General features: G+C 43.6%; 13 protein-coding genes and 1 pseudogene. 11 read left to right on the top strand and 3 right to left on the bottom strand.

From position 1 onward, the window contains the following. Positions 1-1,093: pseudogene (locus BIZ39_RS17170) on the bottom strand (ATPase); the annotation flags it as partial. Between the two features lie 448 nt (positions 1,094-1,541). On the opposite strand from BIZ39_RS17170, the gene BIZ39_RS17165 reads away from it, so the two are divergent. The 7 genes from BIZ39_RS17165 (at position 1,542) to BIZ39_RS17135 (ending at position 9,495) form a co-directional block, all read left to right on the top strand. Beyond that, the gene (locus BIZ39_RS17165; protein WP_187447552.1) at positions 1,542-2,138 is read left to right on the top strand and encodes an NAD(P)H-dependent oxidoreductase; all 597 of its coding nucleotides are present in this window, start codon (positions 1,542-1,544) and stop codon (positions 2,136-2,138) included. 9 nt (positions 2,139-2,147) lie between these two features. Beyond that, positions 2,148-2,690 carry a redoxin domain-containing protein gene (locus BIZ39_RS17160; RefSeq protein WP_187447551.1) on the top strand — a complete coding sequence of 181 codons (543 nt, stop codon included), beginning with the start codon at positions 2,148-2,150 and terminating at the stop codon, positions 2,688-2,690. A 190-nt stretch (positions 2,691-2,880) separates the two neighbouring features. Next, positions 2,881-3,237 carry a hypothetical protein gene (locus BIZ39_RS17155; RefSeq protein ID WP_014950617.1) on the top strand — a complete coding sequence of 119 codons (357 nt, stop codon included), beginning with the start codon at positions 2,881-2,883 and terminating at the stop codon, positions 3,235-3,237. A gap of 3 nt (positions 3,238-3,240) precedes the next feature. Beyond that, a complete protein-coding gene (locus BIZ39_RS17150) occupies positions 3,241-5,073 on the top strand; it encodes a DUF4105 domain-containing protein (protein ID WP_262385797.1) in 1,833 nt (610 codons plus the stop codon). Between the two features lie 143 nt (positions 5,074-5,216). Continuing rightward, positions 5,217-7,322 (top strand): ATP-dependent helicase, encoded by a 2,106-nt coding sequence (locus BIZ39_RS17145; RefSeq protein ID WP_187447550.1) that lies wholly within the window; start codon positions 5,217-5,219, stop codon positions 7,320-7,322. Between the two features lie 221 nt (positions 7,323-7,543). Further along, positions 7,544-8,332, top strand: coding sequence for a lipase family protein (locus tag BIZ39_RS17140; protein ID WP_014950619.1), 789 nt, complete (start codon positions 7,544-7,546; stop codon positions 8,330-8,332). A gap of 89 nt (positions 8,333-8,421) precedes the next feature. Next, the gene (locus tag BIZ39_RS17135; protein ID WP_187447549.1) at positions 8,422-9,495 is read left to right on the top strand and encodes an ADP-ribosylglycohydrolase family protein; all 1,074 of its coding nucleotides are present in this window, start codon (positions 8,422-8,424) and stop codon (positions 9,493-9,495) included. Between the two features lie 84 nt (positions 9,496-9,579). On the opposite strand, the gene BIZ39_RS17130 is transcribed toward BIZ39_RS17135, so the two are convergent. Together BIZ39_RS17130 and BIZ39_RS17125 are read right to left on the bottom strand one after the other, a co-directional pair. Beyond that, complete coding sequence (locus BIZ39_RS17130) at positions 9,580-10,668, bottom strand: Gfo/Idh/MocA family protein (protein WP_187447548.1); 1,089 nt, start codon at positions 10,666-10,668, stop codon at positions 9,580-9,582. A 96-nt stretch (positions 10,669-10,764) separates the two neighbouring features. Beyond that, positions 10,765-11,082, bottom strand: a complete 318-nt coding sequence (locus tag BIZ39_RS17125) for a response regulator (protein WP_316248262.1) — start codon at positions 11,080-11,082, stop codon at positions 10,765-10,767. Between the two features lie 195 nt (positions 11,083-11,277). Between BIZ39_RS17125 and BIZ39_RS17120 the strand changes: the two genes are divergently transcribed. From BIZ39_RS17120 to BIZ39_RS17105, 4 genes are all read left to right on the top strand, one after another. Then, complete coding sequence (locus BIZ39_RS17120) at positions 11,278-12,438, top strand: AI-2E family transporter (RefSeq protein ID WP_187447547.1); 1,161 nt, start codon at positions 11,278-11,280, stop codon at positions 12,436-12,438. 193 nt (positions 12,439-12,631) lie between these two features. Next, positions 12,632-14,803: a TonB-dependent receptor gene (locus BIZ39_RS17115; RefSeq protein ID WP_187447546.1), complete on the top strand. Its 2,172-nt coding sequence runs from the start codon at positions 12,632-12,634 to the stop codon at positions 14,801-14,803. Between the two features lie 11 nt (positions 14,804-14,814). Next, positions 14,815-15,372, top strand: coding sequence for a hypothetical protein (locus BIZ39_RS17110; protein WP_187447545.1), 558 nt, complete (start codon positions 14,815-14,817; stop codon positions 15,370-15,372). A gap of 1 nt (position 15,373) precedes the next feature. Beyond that, positions 15,374-16,810, top strand: a complete 1,437-nt coding sequence (locus BIZ39_RS17105) for a PepSY-associated TM helix domain-containing protein (RefSeq protein WP_187447544.1) — start codon at positions 15,374-15,376, stop codon at positions 16,808-16,810. Positions 16,811-16,962: the final 152 nt, after the last annotated feature.

Genomic DNA, 16,962 nt, shown 5'->3' with positions numbered 1-16,962 from the left:
CGCCATAACCCAAAGCGATATAATTATGTTCAATACAATGATCATAAACGTAAGCGTCTTCACCTAGGGTGTTGCCTAAGGACATTTTCCAAACGTTCCGACTTGAGACATCGATAGAGAGATCACTCTCTTCAGTCACAACACGCGACGACGCAGCATCGCACATTTGCTTAAAAATACCTTCTTCTATGTCATAGCTTATTTTGCCATTCTCATCGGTATTAGCTTTGATGCCTTCAACAAAATCTTCGTAGCTAAAGCTCTGGTGAAAAGTAACAAAACCTATTCGATTAGAATTTACAAGCTCATCAAACCGCTGTTTTAAAGCGGCTCTGTTTTTTATATTTGCAGCCCAGAACTTTGGTTCAATGATCTCAATTGCTTTGGTTATTGTGGAATAAGTTTTTCCCGTTCCTGGTGGCCCATAAAGAATTGTATTGAGCGCTGCGGAAGATTTACTTGTTTGATAATGCTTCTCGTCATCAACGTCATCGTCAAGGAGTAACATTGCTTTATGCTGCTTATACACGTCAAAGCCATATTCGATAACGTTTTTGCTTCCACGCTCAGCCATCAGTAATCGATATGCTTCTGGAAAAGTTGCTTTGGGTTTATTACTTATCTGTCGTAACGATTCAAGTTTGAATATATTTAAGAGGGCTGGGGTTCCCTGATTTTGATAAAGAAAAGCAACTTTCCATTTGAGTGTATCCCCCAAATCAATATTATCAATACCTTCAAGATCATCTGCCCCTACTAGTCTAATAATATCGATTAATTTAGCTTTTACGTTTTCAAAAGCGTCTTCTTCTGAATTACCAAACCGGCTAACCCAAGAATAAAGCTCTCCGTGAGAGATGTGCTTCCTGTTACCTTTGGGCGGTTGTTTTCGCTTATAAATTCCAAATTTAGAAGCATCACCTCCTCTGATCGATCCTAATTCACGCGTTTTATGCTCTAACCAATAGGCAAAAGTGTCATAATTATCTACATCAATATATTCTTCTAACGTCAACTGGCTAATCTTTTCAACTGGCCAGCGCTCGAGGAATTGGTTTAGTAGGCTTTTTTGTTCTTCTAATGAAATTTCCATTACTGAGAAAAGTCCCTATTTTAATTGCAACATACTAACTTCGTTTCTTTGAACATAGCAATGCAGTGCTTTCAGCTTATTCTATTGCAAGCTACTTTTTAATCTATATACAGCCGCATTTCTTATATCCAGCTTCCCATTCTTTAAAGCGTTGTTCTAGAACTTTTTCGGCTCTCTCTTCTATGGCTAAAGGATCCAGTCTTATGGACACTCTTAAAGCCCTCAATCTCCTTAAACGAATAACTCTTTATTATTTCAGGCAGCAGTACTATAGAGGCAACCCACTTTCTTTAATCACTTAACCAATTGATTCAAAATAAATTTATACAATATTCCGTTAGTCCCCAACATAGTTACCAAAACACCACTAGTTGTTTAAAGTTTAAAGGTCACTAAAATAAACTACCAGTAAGCAATAAGCTTTATTCAATTTTTTGGGAGTTTTGAGATGACCACAACAAAGACAGGCAATGTACTAATTATTAATGCACACCAGTATTACCCTTTCTCGGAAGGCAAGCTAAACGCATCTTTCGTCGATAAAGCAGTAACGCTGCTTGAAGCTAAAGGCTACAACACTCGCGTAGTGACAATGGCCGAAGCGCACGACGTTGAAGAACAGTTGGCCCATCACCAGTGGGCTGACATCGTTCTTCTACAGGCACCAATTAACTGGATGGGTGTGCCATGGTTATTCAAAAAGTATATGGATGAAATCTACACTGCAGGTATGGGTGGCGCCTTATGTGCCGGCGATGGTCGCGTTGCCGAATCACCGAAGAAAAACTACGGCACAGGCGGTACCCTTACCGACGTTAAATACATGATGTCTTTAACCCTCAATGCACCAGAAGAGTCATTCAATGACAGCGAAGAGTTTTTCGAAGGTAAATCTGTAGACGATTTACTGTTTCCAATGCATATGAATTTTAAGTTCTTTGGCATGAAGCCAATGGAAACTTTCGCAAGCTTTGACGTGATGAAAAACGCCGATGTGGAAAACGATTTCAAACGTTTTGAAGCTCACATTCACAAGCATTTTTAAGGAATTATCGTGACTACTGAATACGCCAATAAGTTACATGCAGGTTCTGCTTTTCCCGATATTTCGGCAAAGCTGTTAAATGGTGACACTAAAAAGTTAGCGACACCTGAGAATGGTCTTGATTGGAAAATGGTGGTGATTTACCGAGGGCAACATTGCCCACTTTGCACTCGATACCTCAATCAACTTGAAAGTGTTAGGGGTCATCTAGCCGAAATTGGCGTAGACATCATTGCAGTGTCTGGCGACAGTGAAGCGCAACTTGAGAGTCACCTGCCTAGATTGGATATCAACTTTCCCATTGCGTACGGCTTAACGGTGGAACAGATGGAAGAATTAGGCGTATATATCTCTGATCCAAGGTCGCCTCAAGAAACTGATCACCCATTTTCTGAACCCGCGCTGTTTGTTGTGAACAATGAAGGTAATGTGCACGTCGCTGATATTTCTAACAATCCATTTGTTAGACCTGAATTAGAGACATTAGTAAGTGGTTTGGGCTGGATTCGTAATCCTGATAACAACTACCCTATTCGCGGTATGCACAAATAAGCGCATTTATGAAGTTAGTGTCAGGGTTACTTGGCACTAACTTCATTATCTTGGCGCATACGCTTACTTATATTTGCCCTCTCCCACCAGCAGACCAATTTAGAAACAATCTTTATTTGATTTTTATAGCGTAAACATTATATTAACGCTCGTCGAAAATTCGACATTCAAAATCAGAAAGGGAAATATAATGAAAAAAATAATTGGACTAGCTGCTGCAAGCCTTATTCTTACCTCAGGTTGTGCCACCATTCTTACCGAAGAAACACACAAAATAAACGTTACGACAACTAGCGGTGAAACGACTACAGTTACTGTTGACGGCATGTCTCAAACAGTGCCTGGCGTGGTTACTGTAAAGAAAGAGAACAAAGATAAAGTACTAGTTGCTGACGATGCAAAATGTACCGACGTTAACTTGAACAAAGAAGTTGAATCTGCGTTTTTCATCAACATTCTTAGTGGCGGTGTATTCGGTTCGTCTACCGATTACGGCTCAGACAAAATGTGGAAATACCAAGATTCAGTAAGCGTACCTTGTAAATAAGTTATGTTTACACGAATTCTAAAAGGAAGCATTCTTGCTTCCTTTTTTTTGATTTTCGCAGCTAATTCCACGGCCAGTGACGTTACTCAAACTAGCTACTCAAAAGTTGATAGCGCAACGTTACAGCAAATAGCTAACGACCCATTGTGGCATCTATTGTTACAACTTAAAAATGGGAAGCCAATTACTAACGACACCTCTATTTATATATCAAAGTCGTTCGTCAGCCCGTTGGCCGAAGCGCAAGCTACCATAGACCTTTTTCAGCGTAATACCCAAAACATTTGCAACTACCCTGCCCGTTTACGGTTGCTCAAGCGCTACATACCCGAATTTGAATCTATTACCCCTGCCGAGCACTGCGCAGAATATCGCAAATTTGTAGAAAGTGTTCCGGCCGATAGTATCAAGCTAATTTACGCCTCAGAAAATGTTACATCTGCTAGCTCTATGATGGGGCATATTATGCTTCGTCTAGATGGAACTAACGATAAAGGTATTCCCGTTAAGCACGGTATTACGTTTTTTACAGAACTAGACTCTTTAAACGTTCCTCACATCATGTACGAAACATTGATGACAGGAAAAGAAGGCGTATTTAAGGTTGCTCCTTACCAAGAATTTGAGCAGTTTTACCTCTATGAAGAGCAAAGAAACATTTGGCGATACACGCTAGATTTCAACGAGCAACAGCGCCACTTTGTGCAAGACTACATATGGGAATTGGGACAGCAGAGCCCCGCTTATTTTTTTCATATATTCAACTGTGCGACCGTTACTCAGTTGTTGGTAAATATTGCTCGTCCTGCTCATCTAAATCAGGTAGCAAGCTGGCTGACCCCTCTTGATGTTGTTAAGTTTGCACAAGCAAACTCTCTCGTTGCATCAACCCAATTCGTACCTTCTAACAAATGGGAAATAACGACTTTAGAAGAAAGCATCGGGAGTAAACGCGCGTCTGCCATATCTTCGCATTTAGCTCGCGCTCAGCTAGATTCATTATCACTTTCGTTTGTTGAAACCAAATACGCACTGGCGCTTAATCAGTACTTTAGGTCAGCACAAACAATTTCAGAACAGAAATATCAAAAGAACTCCGCTGAAATTGCAGCGTTTGATGCTAAATATGAGCACCTTTCTTTAGACGTGTCTGAGCTTCCCGTTCCTTCCTCTCGCCAGCAAGAAGGTTATGTTGCTGCCGGTTTCACTCATCAAGACAGCCGTTCGTTCATGGCGTTTCGTGCCTTTCCTGTTGCAAGAAGGCTAGCCGACGACAACAGGAGCATGATTGGTGAAACCGAGCTTATCTTGGCCGACGTTGAGTTCAGAGTTGGTTTAGAGCAAAGCAACTTAGGTGATATCTATGTGGACAAGGCCATGCTTTACCAAATGGTGTCGCGGGTACCTGTTACACAAAATATAAGCAACTGGTCATCATCATTTAACATTGGAATAAATCGCGTGCTAACCGGCGAGCGAAAACGCAAACTCATTGTGCAATCGGAGTTTGGTTTAGGCTTTACACGTGAAGTAATGCAGGGTTTAGGGGTGTATAGCGACATCATCGTGGGTGCAGGCGCTAACAAGCACGAAGCATTTGTGTACGCCAAACCCGTTATTGGGCTATATGCATATACAAAACTGAATAGTAAGTTGGCGGTTAGCTTAAGTAGGACCTACAACCAATATGGAAGTGATGAGCCAATCGATGCAGTATCGTTTAGCTTGCACCAATATGGTTTCGAAAACATCGCGTTAGATTTTGAAGTGAATATACAGAAAGTTGCCGATGAATATGAATCTAGTGCAGCTTTTATGTTGGGGTATCGGTTTTAATCATTGAAGATAGCATGGGAACGTTAACTGTCTTACTCTGCTACAGTGAAAGCTTAAAACGAAATCAATACATTCACACAAAACTGTTTAAATATACAGTGCATTAATTTATCCTATTGAAGTGCTCTTCAATAGGATTTTTTATGCTCTCTCATTCTGAATTAAACCCGCAGCAGCAAGAAGCCGTGAACTACGGGTTGAGTTCCGTAGGAGTGGGCGAAACGGAGCTGAGCGATGAAACGCGCCACCCGCTGTTAATTATTGCAGGCGCTGGCACAGGTAAAACTAACACTCTCGCTCACAAAACAGCACAGCTAATATTGCATGGTGTTGCGCCAGAGCGAATTTTATTGATGACGTTTGCGCGAAGGGCTTCGTCGGAATTAAGTTCACGGGCGAACCGCATAATAGAGCGAACGTTGCGTGAGAAACAAAAGGCGTATCATCCGGTCACACTTCCTTGGATGGGCACTTTTCATTCAATCGCATCGCGACTGCTACGAGAGCACGCTTCACTCATTGGTTTAGATCCCGACTTTACGGTTATGGATCGTAACGACAGCGCGGATATGCTTGACTTGCTTCGTCACGAACTTGGCTTTAGCGGTGTCAATCGGCGCTTTCCTAAAAAGAAAACGTGTTTAGACATTTACTCTCGTTGCGTGAACGCGCAAGCACCGCTTATCGACATACTCGATACTCATTTCCCCTATTGTAGCGAGTGGGAAGAAGAGCTGAACACGCTGTTTGCTCACTATGCGAAAACTAAAATTGAACAAGTGAGTTTAGACTATGACGACTTACTGCTTTACTGTTTTCACATGGCGCAGGTCGACGCTATTGCTCAAAAAGTAAGAGAACAATTCGACAATGTGTTGGTAGACGAATATCAGGATACCAACGTACTTCAAGCTGGCATTCTAAAAGGTTTCTTCCCTACTGGTGAAGGTCTTACCGTTGTAGGCGATGACGCCCAATCAATTTATTCATTTCGCTCGGCCACGGTGGACAATATCCTTAACTTCCCCGACGCATTTTCCTTGCCTGGCAAAGTGATAACGCTACAACAAAATTATCGGTCACATCCGAACATATTGAACTTGTCTAATACCCTTCTTTCAGAAAGCAAAGAAGGCTATAAGGTATCGTTGTTCAGCAAACGTAACAACGGTCCAATGCCTAAGTGGGTAACTGTTGAAAATGACATGTTCCAAGCAGAATATATTGTTGAGCGAGTTTTGGCGGCTCGTGAAGAAGGGATTGATTTAAAACAGCAAGCCGTTCTGTTTCGTTCAAGTTATCACAGCGATCGTCTAGAGCTTGAACTTACTCGACGTAATATCCCTTTCGTTAAACACGGTGGCCTTAAATTCCTAGAGGCTTCTCACGTAAAAGACATGCTTTGCATTTTACGTTGGGCAGACAACCCCAAACACAAAATATCTGCTTTTAGAGTGCTTAAGTTGTTACCTGGTATAGGTCCGAAGATAGCCGAGAAGGCGTTTAATGCTTTAGAGCAGCATGATTTTGCAATAAGTAATTTACGCGACTTCGCACTTTCAGAGTCCGCGAAGCCTTCATTCCTTTCTCTTATAGATTTACTAGATAGCGTGCACCACAACAATATTCCATGGACCGAGCAAACAAGCGCCATTGCAGAGTTTTATAAAGATTTGTTGGAAGCTAATTATGACGACCATTTCACACGTTTCGGCGATATTGAACAGCTCACAATGATCTCTGGGCAGTATTCATCGAGAGAGCGATTTTTAACTGAACTCACACTAGATCCACCGCAGAGCACAGGTGATCTGGCGGGCAAACCTTTGCTTGATGACGACTTTCTTATTTTGTCGACGGTGCATAGCGCTAAAGGCCAAGAATGGAAGAATGTATTTGTGCTAAATGTTGCCGATGGCAATTTTCCCAACGAGTACGCAGCGGGTGATAAACGTGCGCTTGAAGAGGAGCGACGCTTACTTTACGTTGCCATAACACGAGCGAAAGATGAACTAAGCTTAGTTCAGCCCCTGAAATATTGGGTGCCAGAGCAACAAAAGTTTGGTGACAAGCATGTATACGGTGCCAAGAGCCGTTTCTTTACCGATGCTGTTTGCGCTTGCATGGAACCCATTGCTTACCCGAAGCGCACTGCTTCAGCCAGTGAAAAGAAAATTGCCAAAGGTGCTATAGCCGATATAAAGAAAAATATTCTTGGGGTGTGGAACAATACCAGTCCGCATAGATAACTCTCCCCTCAGCGAGAGTTAAAATGTTCATAATCAAGGCGTGTTACCGCAGGTAGAGTGGTTCTACATCAAAGTGACACAATAAAGAGTACGGACATTTAAAGAAAAATGACGCGCCCCGTCATAACACTGAAATAAACTTCCTGTAGCGTGAAGTATTCAGTGAAAGAGTCTTCAACGGCTCAGCTTCAAAAACGCTAAATGCTCCAATACGAGTTTTCATGAAGAAATTGAAACGCTATCAATATGAAAGATATGCCATTCTCTGCCAACTCGCCTACCCTGATGCCGACGAGCAATACCAAAAAATCTTAGATCCTTTTTATGAACGCCAGCTAGTCGATAAGTACGGCAGAATGAGCGTAAGAATCTTGTGGGTCGAGAATAAAAAAGAGGTCATTATCGTTTTTCGCGGATCATTGGGGGTAAGAGATTGGCTAGCGAATTTATTCTTTATCCCAAACAAACTCAATCAGTTAAACAGAAAATTCTGGGTCCACTGGGGGTTTGCGCGGCTATTGGCTCAACCTATGTATTCCAGCACTAAAACATCCAATGAAGCATTACCACTTAGAGAGCTACTTGTAAAAGTGCTTGAACCACTTAGGCAGCAAGGCAAGCGCTTTACATTCATTGGCCATTCGTCCGGCGGCGCAGTAGCGGTATTAATGGCTGATTACTTTGAGCGTTTATACGCAAAGTCAGTAAAAAGGGTAGTGACTTTCGGACAGCCCGCAGTGGGCACGCGCTCTTGGTATAAGCACTACACGCTACACCATAGAACGTATCGCATTTGCTGCGATTTAGATGTAATAACCTTTATGCCGCCCTTCCCTTTTTACTTCTGGCACGTTGGCAAGATGCTGTGGCTGCACGATGATAAAATTTACGAAAACACGCCTACCCATAAACGCTTTTTGATGTCGCTTCACAGCTGGTTGTTACGCCCAATTACTTATCACTACATGCGAAAATATATCCGCAACAAGTCGCTTTTCGATGAGCATTAGAACGATCATTTTCGACCTACAGTGCGTAATTTAAAGGTACTTGATTATTCAATCCCGCACAGTACTGCGTAAGAGGTAGGCTTAAAGAAATGTCTTCACTGTCAATCAAACGAGCAAAAGCGGCACTCAAGAACGCGTTTATCGGCGACGCGTTGGCTATGCCGGTGCATTGGTATTACAACCCGGCAGATATATATAAGGCATTTCCGTTAGGGGTAGAGCAATTTGAGGATGCGCCATCATTTCATCCGTCTTCAATAATGTCGCTACATTCCACGCAGCACGGTGGGCGCGCGAATAAGGCATCTGCAAATCAAAAAGAGATAGTGGGCCACGTTATTCTCAAAGGTAAAAGGCAGTATTGGGGCAAGGACAACATTCATTACCATCATGGTATGAAAGCGGGAGAAAATACACTCAATGCACATTGCGCGCGTATCGTTTTATCATGCGCACTTAAAGGGTATGACGAAAACGAGTTTTTAACTCAATATATTAGCTTTATGCGCGCTGATGAACCCAAACACCCTGACACATACGCTGAGTCTTATCACAGAGGCTTTTTTGCGAACTTAGAACAAGGTACTCCAGCACACAAATGTAGGGCGGCTACACATGATACGGCTTCAATAGGCGCTTTTGTGTCGGTAACACCTTTGGCGGTAGTAGAAGCAAGCAAAAGCACAGCCCTTGAGGACATCAAACGCCTGTGTCGTAGTCACCTTTATTTAACTCACCCGGATGAGTCTTTAGCATCGGTGTGCGATTTCTATGTTGAGTTAATCTACAAATTAGTGCATCGCGAAGGTGAATCACCCAAGGCCATTTTAGAAGATATTGCCCGTAAATCTGCGCACATGAATTTGGCTGCGATAGCGGCAAAAAGCAAAAGCGATATCGAGATTGTTGGTCGTATGTATTCGCCAGCGTGTTATATCTCAGACGCGTGGCCCGCCGTTTTGTACTTCGCTTACCGTTATGCTGATACGCCTAAAAAGGCGTTGATTGCGAACACCAACGTGGGGGGCGACAACGTTCACCGCGGTTTTGTATTGGGGACCATAATGGGGCTAATTCAGGCGACAGAAATATCCCAATGGTTTAGTGAATTAGCTGACAAAAAGGACTTGGAAGCGCTAATTAACCTTCTTGATGAACGGTAACTAAGACACAAAAGTCTGGTAGACCCAGTCGCAAAATGAGCAAATGGCATTCACTGTCCGGTAGCGTATTCGCGCAAAAGCGCCTTACAACGCAACCGTTTCCCCTGTTTTCGCCGCCTTGAATATAGCGTTCACAATGCGGATATCGGCCAGACCTTCATTGCCAGTCACCATAGGCTGTCGTCCAGTTAATATGGCAAGAGCATCGTTATCCATTTGCAGCGTTTGCTGCATACCGTTTATAGGAGCCAGCGTTTTTCCATCAGACGTGGTGCCCGTTACCCCGCTGTAGCTCTGCATGGGTTTAAGTTGATACCAGCCCTTTTCACAATCAGCTTTAAAATGATTAAACCCTTTCACTACACTGGTACCGCAATCGGCCACTAGTCCGTCGCCAAAGTCCATCGTAAACAAGGTCGTTTCATCAACCTCAGTAAACGTCTCTGGAAAGCGCTGTGGTGGATGACTTCCCGTCACCGCTAATGGCTCACGGCCCGTTAAAAAGCGTGCGCCGTTTATCGCGTAAACGCCCATATCATAAAGTGCACCGCCGCCCATGTGCTTTTTCATTCGCCAGTTATCAGGCGCTCTTCCTTGTCCTGCATAACCAGCAAAGCTCGATACCGCGGTCAAGTTTCCATACGGCTTAGTTTCAAGATACTGATGAAAAGTGCGGGTATTGGGTTCGTGCTGCATACGATAGCCTATCGACAACTGCACGCCATTTTTGTTACACGCATCTATGATAGCTTGGCATTCCTCGCTATCCATGGCCATTGGCTTTTCACACCACACATGCTTTCCGGTATTTGCGGCTTGTACCGCAAAGTCCTTATGTGTGCCAGTAGGCGTTACAACGTAAATAACGTCAATATCGTCATTATTCGCAATATCTGCCATGGTGCTGTACGTGTACACATTACTGTCTTTAATGCCGTACTTTTGCTGCCACTGCGGGATCTTACTCTCGCTCCCCGTGATTATCCCCCGTAATTCACAGTGTTTAGTGTCCTGTAAGGCAGGGGCGAGTAAATTTGTGCTGTAATTGCCCAACCCTAACAGCGCCACGCCTATTTTCTTTTTCGAAGGCTGTGCCAGTAAATAAGGACTGTGAGCAACCAGCAAACCTGAACCTGCTAGTTGAAGGAAGTGACGACGAGTAATGCGGGGCATTAGTACGCTCCATTAAGAAATTAATCCGTGCATGGTTTTAGTAGTACCTTTCTTACTCAGAAAGATCACAACACCGTTGCGATATTATCGAATGTGTTACCAGTAACACCATCGAAGGTTTATAGCTGACAACCAATACAGCTTTAAAGCCCTATGGCGCATTGTGCCGTTTGGTAACGCGCGATTTTGACGAAGTGCCGTACATAATTCGTAACCATTCATACCCGGCATGCCGATATCCAACAACACTAAACCGGGCGTGAAAGACGCAACAGCCTTTAATGCGGATGACCCATCTTCCACTACTTGAACCTGACACCCTTTTTCCTCTAATATCCATCCCATGGTAATAGCGGCATCTTGATTATCATCGGCAATTAAAACGTTGAGCTTTTCAACGGTAGCACCTACCACGTCATGGGTCTTTTCCGGTTTACTGGCTAATTTGGGTACTTTACTTAAAACGGGTAAGCTAACGTTTTACGTAAAGCAGTAAAAAGCGACTTTTATAGCGGTGCGGTAAGTGAACTTAAATGATTAAATTTTCGTAACACTTACGCTGTTACTATTAAAAGTTCTACCAAGATTACTTTCTACCAAGGCTAAGACATGGACAACGCTGGCTCGAATCAAGATAAAGGGAACGGGAAGTATGCTGGTAAGTTCCCCAAAATAGCCCAACAAACCAGACTGCTAAATATTCTTGTGATTTTTGCTGTCATTTATACGTTGTACCTTGCCAAGTCTTTACTTGTTCCTCTTTTCTTTTCCGCCTTTGTAGCTTTGCTTTTGAGCCCTCTTGTTGCATTCGCACGCAGGTTATTCATACCTCGCACACTGTCAGCAGGAGCCCTGATTATTTTGCTGGTCGCGCCGTTTACATTTTTAGGTATAGAGCTGGCTGAGCCGGCAGAACGCTGGATGCAATCTCTCCCCAAAATTGCTGCCGAGATATCCAAAGAAATTGAAGAGATAAGCAGCAACATCGACGCTTATGCAACGCCTCCAGCTGAACCCGTTGAAAAAGAACGTTCATTCTTTAGCTGGTTTGGTGACGATGAGAAGACACCTGAACTTTCTCCATCACAAGACAATACAAACTCTGTGACGGACAAAATTAAACAAAGCGGAATAGATATTGGGCTCACACTCTTCAGTAACGCGCCATTTTTACTGGCACAGGTGCTCGCCTGTATCGTTTTAATTTTCTTCTTGTTGGTTTTTGGCCCCAACCTATTCAATGTTTTTGTAAGAGACTTCCCCATTGTTACCAACAAGCGACGAACGCTGGTATTGGTAGATCAAATTCAACGGGAGCTGTCTTCGTATATCGTCACCATCAGCATCATAAACTCTTGCTTAGGGTTAGCTACAGCAGGCGTGTTTTACTATTTAGGAATAGAAGATGCGTTACTTTGGGGAGCGCTGGTTGCGCTGATGAACTTTGTCCCTTACTTGGGTGGTGTGGCGAGCTGCGTGGTATTGCTGGTAGTTGGGCTTGTGCAGTTTGGGCTTACCAGCAGTGCATTTCTGCCTGCGGGTCTGTTTTTAGTATTGAATATTATTGAATCACAACTCATCACGCCTGCGGTGCTAGGAAGAAGTATGCAGCTTAACCCATTAATAATCATAATTTGGATAGCAATAACGGGTTGGCTATGGGGTGTGGTAGGCGTTTTACTTGCCGTGCCTATACTAATGTGTTTTAAGATCATTCTCGAAAATCTAGGCGTATTTGATCACTGGATTAAACTTCTCGAGTCAAAATAATTTCACTCTCTTTGCCCCATCAACCACGTTGCATGGATAGCAGCGTGGGCGGACTTTTACCTAAAATCTAGGCACAAAGCACGATAGTCCTCTTCAAATAAAAGACGAAATGCATATTTTAAAGGAACATATCCTGCCTTTTTAAAATGAAAATAGTTATCATATTCGTTGTCTTTTGATTTTTGGAGCTCCCATGAATTTGCTTAAAAGTGCCTTGGCCGTGATGATCGGCCTGTCGTGTGCAGGCGCGCCTGTATATGCACAAACAGAAAAAAATAATAATAATGATGACATTGAGCATATTACTGTTGATGCATCTCAGGTTGAATTACGAGATAGCTTTGCAGGAGGCCAAGTATCTCGCGGTGGTCGTGCGGGTATTTTAGGTAATCTCGACATGATGGACTCTCCATTCGCAAGCACCAACTTTACCGCAGACATCATAAGGGAACAGCAAGCAAGAAGTATCGCCGATGTATTGCAAAACGATCCGGTGGTTCGTGTGGCAAAAGGCTTCGGTAATTTTCAAGAACTTTACGTAATGCGCGGGTTTCCCGTTTATTCTGACGATATGACTTACAACGGATTGTACGGTGTTTTACCTCGCCAATATGTTGCTGCCGAGTTGTCAGAACGCGTTGAGGTTTTCCGTGGCGCCAGTGCATTTCTAAACGGCGCAGCACCGGGCGGGAGCGGCTTAGGTGGTTCGGTAAATATAGTGCCTAAGCGCGCGGGCGATGACCCATTAAACCGTGTAACGCTTGGATACGAGTCTCAAGGACATTGGTATGGCGCAGCAGATGTAAGCCGCAGATTTGGCGACGACAGTCAAAGTACCGGCGTAAGAGCTAACTTTGTACAACGAGGCGGCGAAACAAGTATCGATAACCAAGATCGTGAATTGAGCGTTGCTGCTATTGGCATTGATCACGATAGCGATAACTTCCGTCTTTCTTTGGATTTGGGCTACCAAGACCATCAGGTTGACTCACCACGCCCTGCAGTCACTCCTGGCAGTGCAATTCCAGAAGCGCCTGACAGCGACACCAATTTTGCCCAAGAGTGGACTTACACTAACGAGCGTCAATTTTTCGGTGCGGTTCGTGGAGAATACGATTTTACCGACAATATCACTGCATGGGCGGCGTATGGTTTCAGATCGGGTGAAGAAGATAATGTCTTTGCTAACCCTAGACAGGCAGAAGCAAATGGCGACTTTTCAGCTTACCGTTTTGATAACGTTCGAAATGATGAAATTCGCTCAGGTGAAGTGGGCCTAAATATCGAATTCAAAACCGCAAGCGTGGGACACACGATCATTACGTCTGCATCAACCTTTTCTCTAGAATCTGAAAATGCCTATGCGTTTTCTGATTTTAGCGGCTTTGCTGGAAATATTTATAATCCGGTAACGGCAACCATGCCCGATGCTGACTTCTTTATTGGTGGCGATCTTAGCAATCCACTAATCACAGAAAAAACAGACCTTTCAAGTTTTGCTCTTGCAGACATGATTTCGTTTAACGATGGAAAAGTTCTCTTAACCCTTGGTGGCCGTGTACAAAACATTGAAACTCGCACCTTTGATTACAATACAGGTGATGAGTTGTCAGGCTACGACGAATCTCAATTCACGCCGGTTGTGGGCATTGTTTATAAATCGTCAGAACAGGTGTCTTATTACGCCAACTATATCGAGGGACTGCTTCCTGGTGAGGTAGCGCCTGCATCAAGCGGTGGTGAACCAATTGACAACGCGGGTGAAGTTTTTGACCCATACAGCGCCGAGCAAATAGAAGTAGGTGTGAAATATGATGCTGGCCAATACGGTGGTTCATTGAGTGTTTTCAACACCTCAAAGCAAAGCTCAATTGTTGAAGACAATGTTTTCAGTACCGATGGTGAACAGCAAAACCAAGGGCTTGAGTTAAGCGTATTTGGCATGCCAACTTCAAATTTACGTGTTTTGGGCGGATTCACTTGGCTCGATGCGGAAATGACGAAAACTCAAGACGGTACACTAGATGGCAAAACGGCCATTGGTGTTCCTGATTTACAAGCAAACATTAATCTTGAGTGGGATGTTGATGCCCTTCCAGGGCTTACTGTCGATGCACGTGCGGCCTATACCTCGAAACAATATGCCAGTGCCGACAATAGCCTTGAAGTCGATGCATCTAATCGTTTCGATTTAGGCGTTCGTTACAGCTTCCTTGCAGGAATGACCGACATCACACTTCGCGCTCGTGTAGATAACGTCTTTGACAATAATTACTGGGCGTCGGTAGGCGGCTTCCCTGGCTCAAACTACCTTGTATTAAGTGAACCTCGGACATTCAGACTGTCTGCTTCATTCAATTTTTAACGGATTAAGTTATGCTGCTGTCAATCGCTGCCTTTTTAGGCAGCGCATTGGCGATAGGTTTGTTTTACCGCGCTTGGCAAAGCACACAGATCGCCTTTAAACGTATAGCTAAACTCTCGGCATTGTTGTTAATGCTGGCGAGTTTAAGCCTTTGGGTTACAGAGTACGGCCCTGAATTAGGTACCTGCTACGCCGTGGTCGCTTTCTCGTTACAAGCATGGAGTTGGATTTATCTCGCCCGACAACGAATAAGTAAAGATGTAAAACGCGTCGATTTACCGTTCGCATCTGGATTGACAACCCCGTCTCCCCCTATTGCTTTTAACGCTCTTGTAAAACTACTTGGCAGTGTGTTTTTAAGTGCTATTTGCGCCATGTTAGTTACCGTAGTGTGGACAACAGCGCTTAGCATGAGCAAAGTAAACCAGATTGCACTGGGAATTTACACCATGCCTCTATTATGGGGATGTGGCGCATACTGGCTTTGTGCAGACAGTAAACTATGGCGCCCGGTGGGGGTGTTGAGTGTACTTAGCGCGTTAAGTTACTTCTACTTGTATAGTATATAAAATGAGTATTTCTATTTCTCCCAGCGCAAATAAAAGCGCCTTAAAAAGTCACGCTTGGTTAGGTCTAGCCGTTAGTGTGTTGATGTATTGGGTGTGCTTTTCAGGCACTTTATCTGTTTTCTCTCAAGAACTTCTGCGATGGGAACAACCCCATATTGCAGATAATCTAGATTACACCCCTGGCAGCATTCAAAATGCTTATGAACGCTTTCTCAAAATGAAAGAGGGTCAAACACAGGGAAACATTGTCATTCGCTTGCCTACGCACGATTTGCCACGCGCACGCATTAGTGCAGACGGTGAGTATTGGAATATTTCTCCAACCGGTGAATTAAGTGAACCATCCACAACCCCTATTACTGATTTGATCGTTGATTTACACACCGCTCTTCATTTGCCAGAAGACATCGGAATGATGGCCGTCAGTGTATTGGGTGCTATTTTGAGTGCATTGATTATCTCTGGCATTGTTGCTCACAGACGTATTTTTAAAGATGCCTTTCGCTTGCGAACAGGTAACAACGAGCAGCTTACACAAGGCGACTTACACAATAGAATGAGCGTGTGGGGCTTACCTTTTCACTTGATGATTGCGCTAACCGGCGTTTATTTTGGTTTAGCGTCGTTTTTAACGTCCATTTATGCCGATACCTTATATGAAGGAAACAAGCTCGATCTGTTTGCCGACATTTATGGTTCATCAATTCAGCTTGAACATCAGCCAGCCATTGCGAATATAGAAAAAGCGCTGACCGACATAATGAAAATGGAGCCCAATACCCAGCCCATTTTTGTTACTTTGGAAAACGCGACCAAAGACAATCAGTATATTCTGCTCGGCTCGCAGCACTTGGATAAGCTCATTTATTCAGAACAATACCGCTTTGATGCCAGTGGACAATACATCAATAAAGTCGGCTATTCAGATGGTGATGCAGGCCAACAAGCGATATTTTCTGTATATCGCATACACTTCGGCCACTTTGGTCCAGAAGCGATGAAGATATTCTTCGGATTAATGGGGTTCGCGTTAACTATTATTTCTGTTACCGGCATAAATTTGTGGCTGGCAAAACGCGCTAAGCAAGATGCCTTAAACCAGCTTTGGCTGGGTTTTGTGTGGGGCACGCCTATCGCATTTATTTGGGCTGGATTGTTAGAATTAACGCTGGCGCTGCCCACAAAACCTGTTTTCTGGGTAACATTGACAGCTATTCTTATCGCTTCACTAATGCAAAAAGTGCTTATGAAAACTCACCTTGTGCTGTTGAATTGTCTCGCCGCCTTGTTAGTTGTATTGGCCATTACTCACTTTGCTGTTCACTACCCTAGTTCGTTAGTCATGAACTCGCTCATTATAGACAGCGCGTTTATCGTTTTTGCCCTGTGCGTATGGCGATACCTGTACTCGCGATTAAAGAAAGGCTGGAATGTATAGACACATGGGTTCTAATGGGAACTGATGGAATTGAGGTAAAGTGAACATGCTTACTTATACCATATATGGACCCTCTCCGATTGCAAGACACCGTGTTGATTTAATAACGTGATTCATTGCTGCCATATATTCGGCTTTTTCGTGAAGTCAAT

Source organism: Alteromonas sp. BZK5 (assembly GCF_014349115.1).
Lineage (GTDB): Bacteria > Pseudomonadota > Gammaproteobacteria > Enterobacterales > Alteromonadaceae > Alteromonas > Alteromonas macleodii.
Note: the sequence above shows the minus strand (reverse complement) of the source record. Positions and strands in the feature narration are given on the sequence as shown.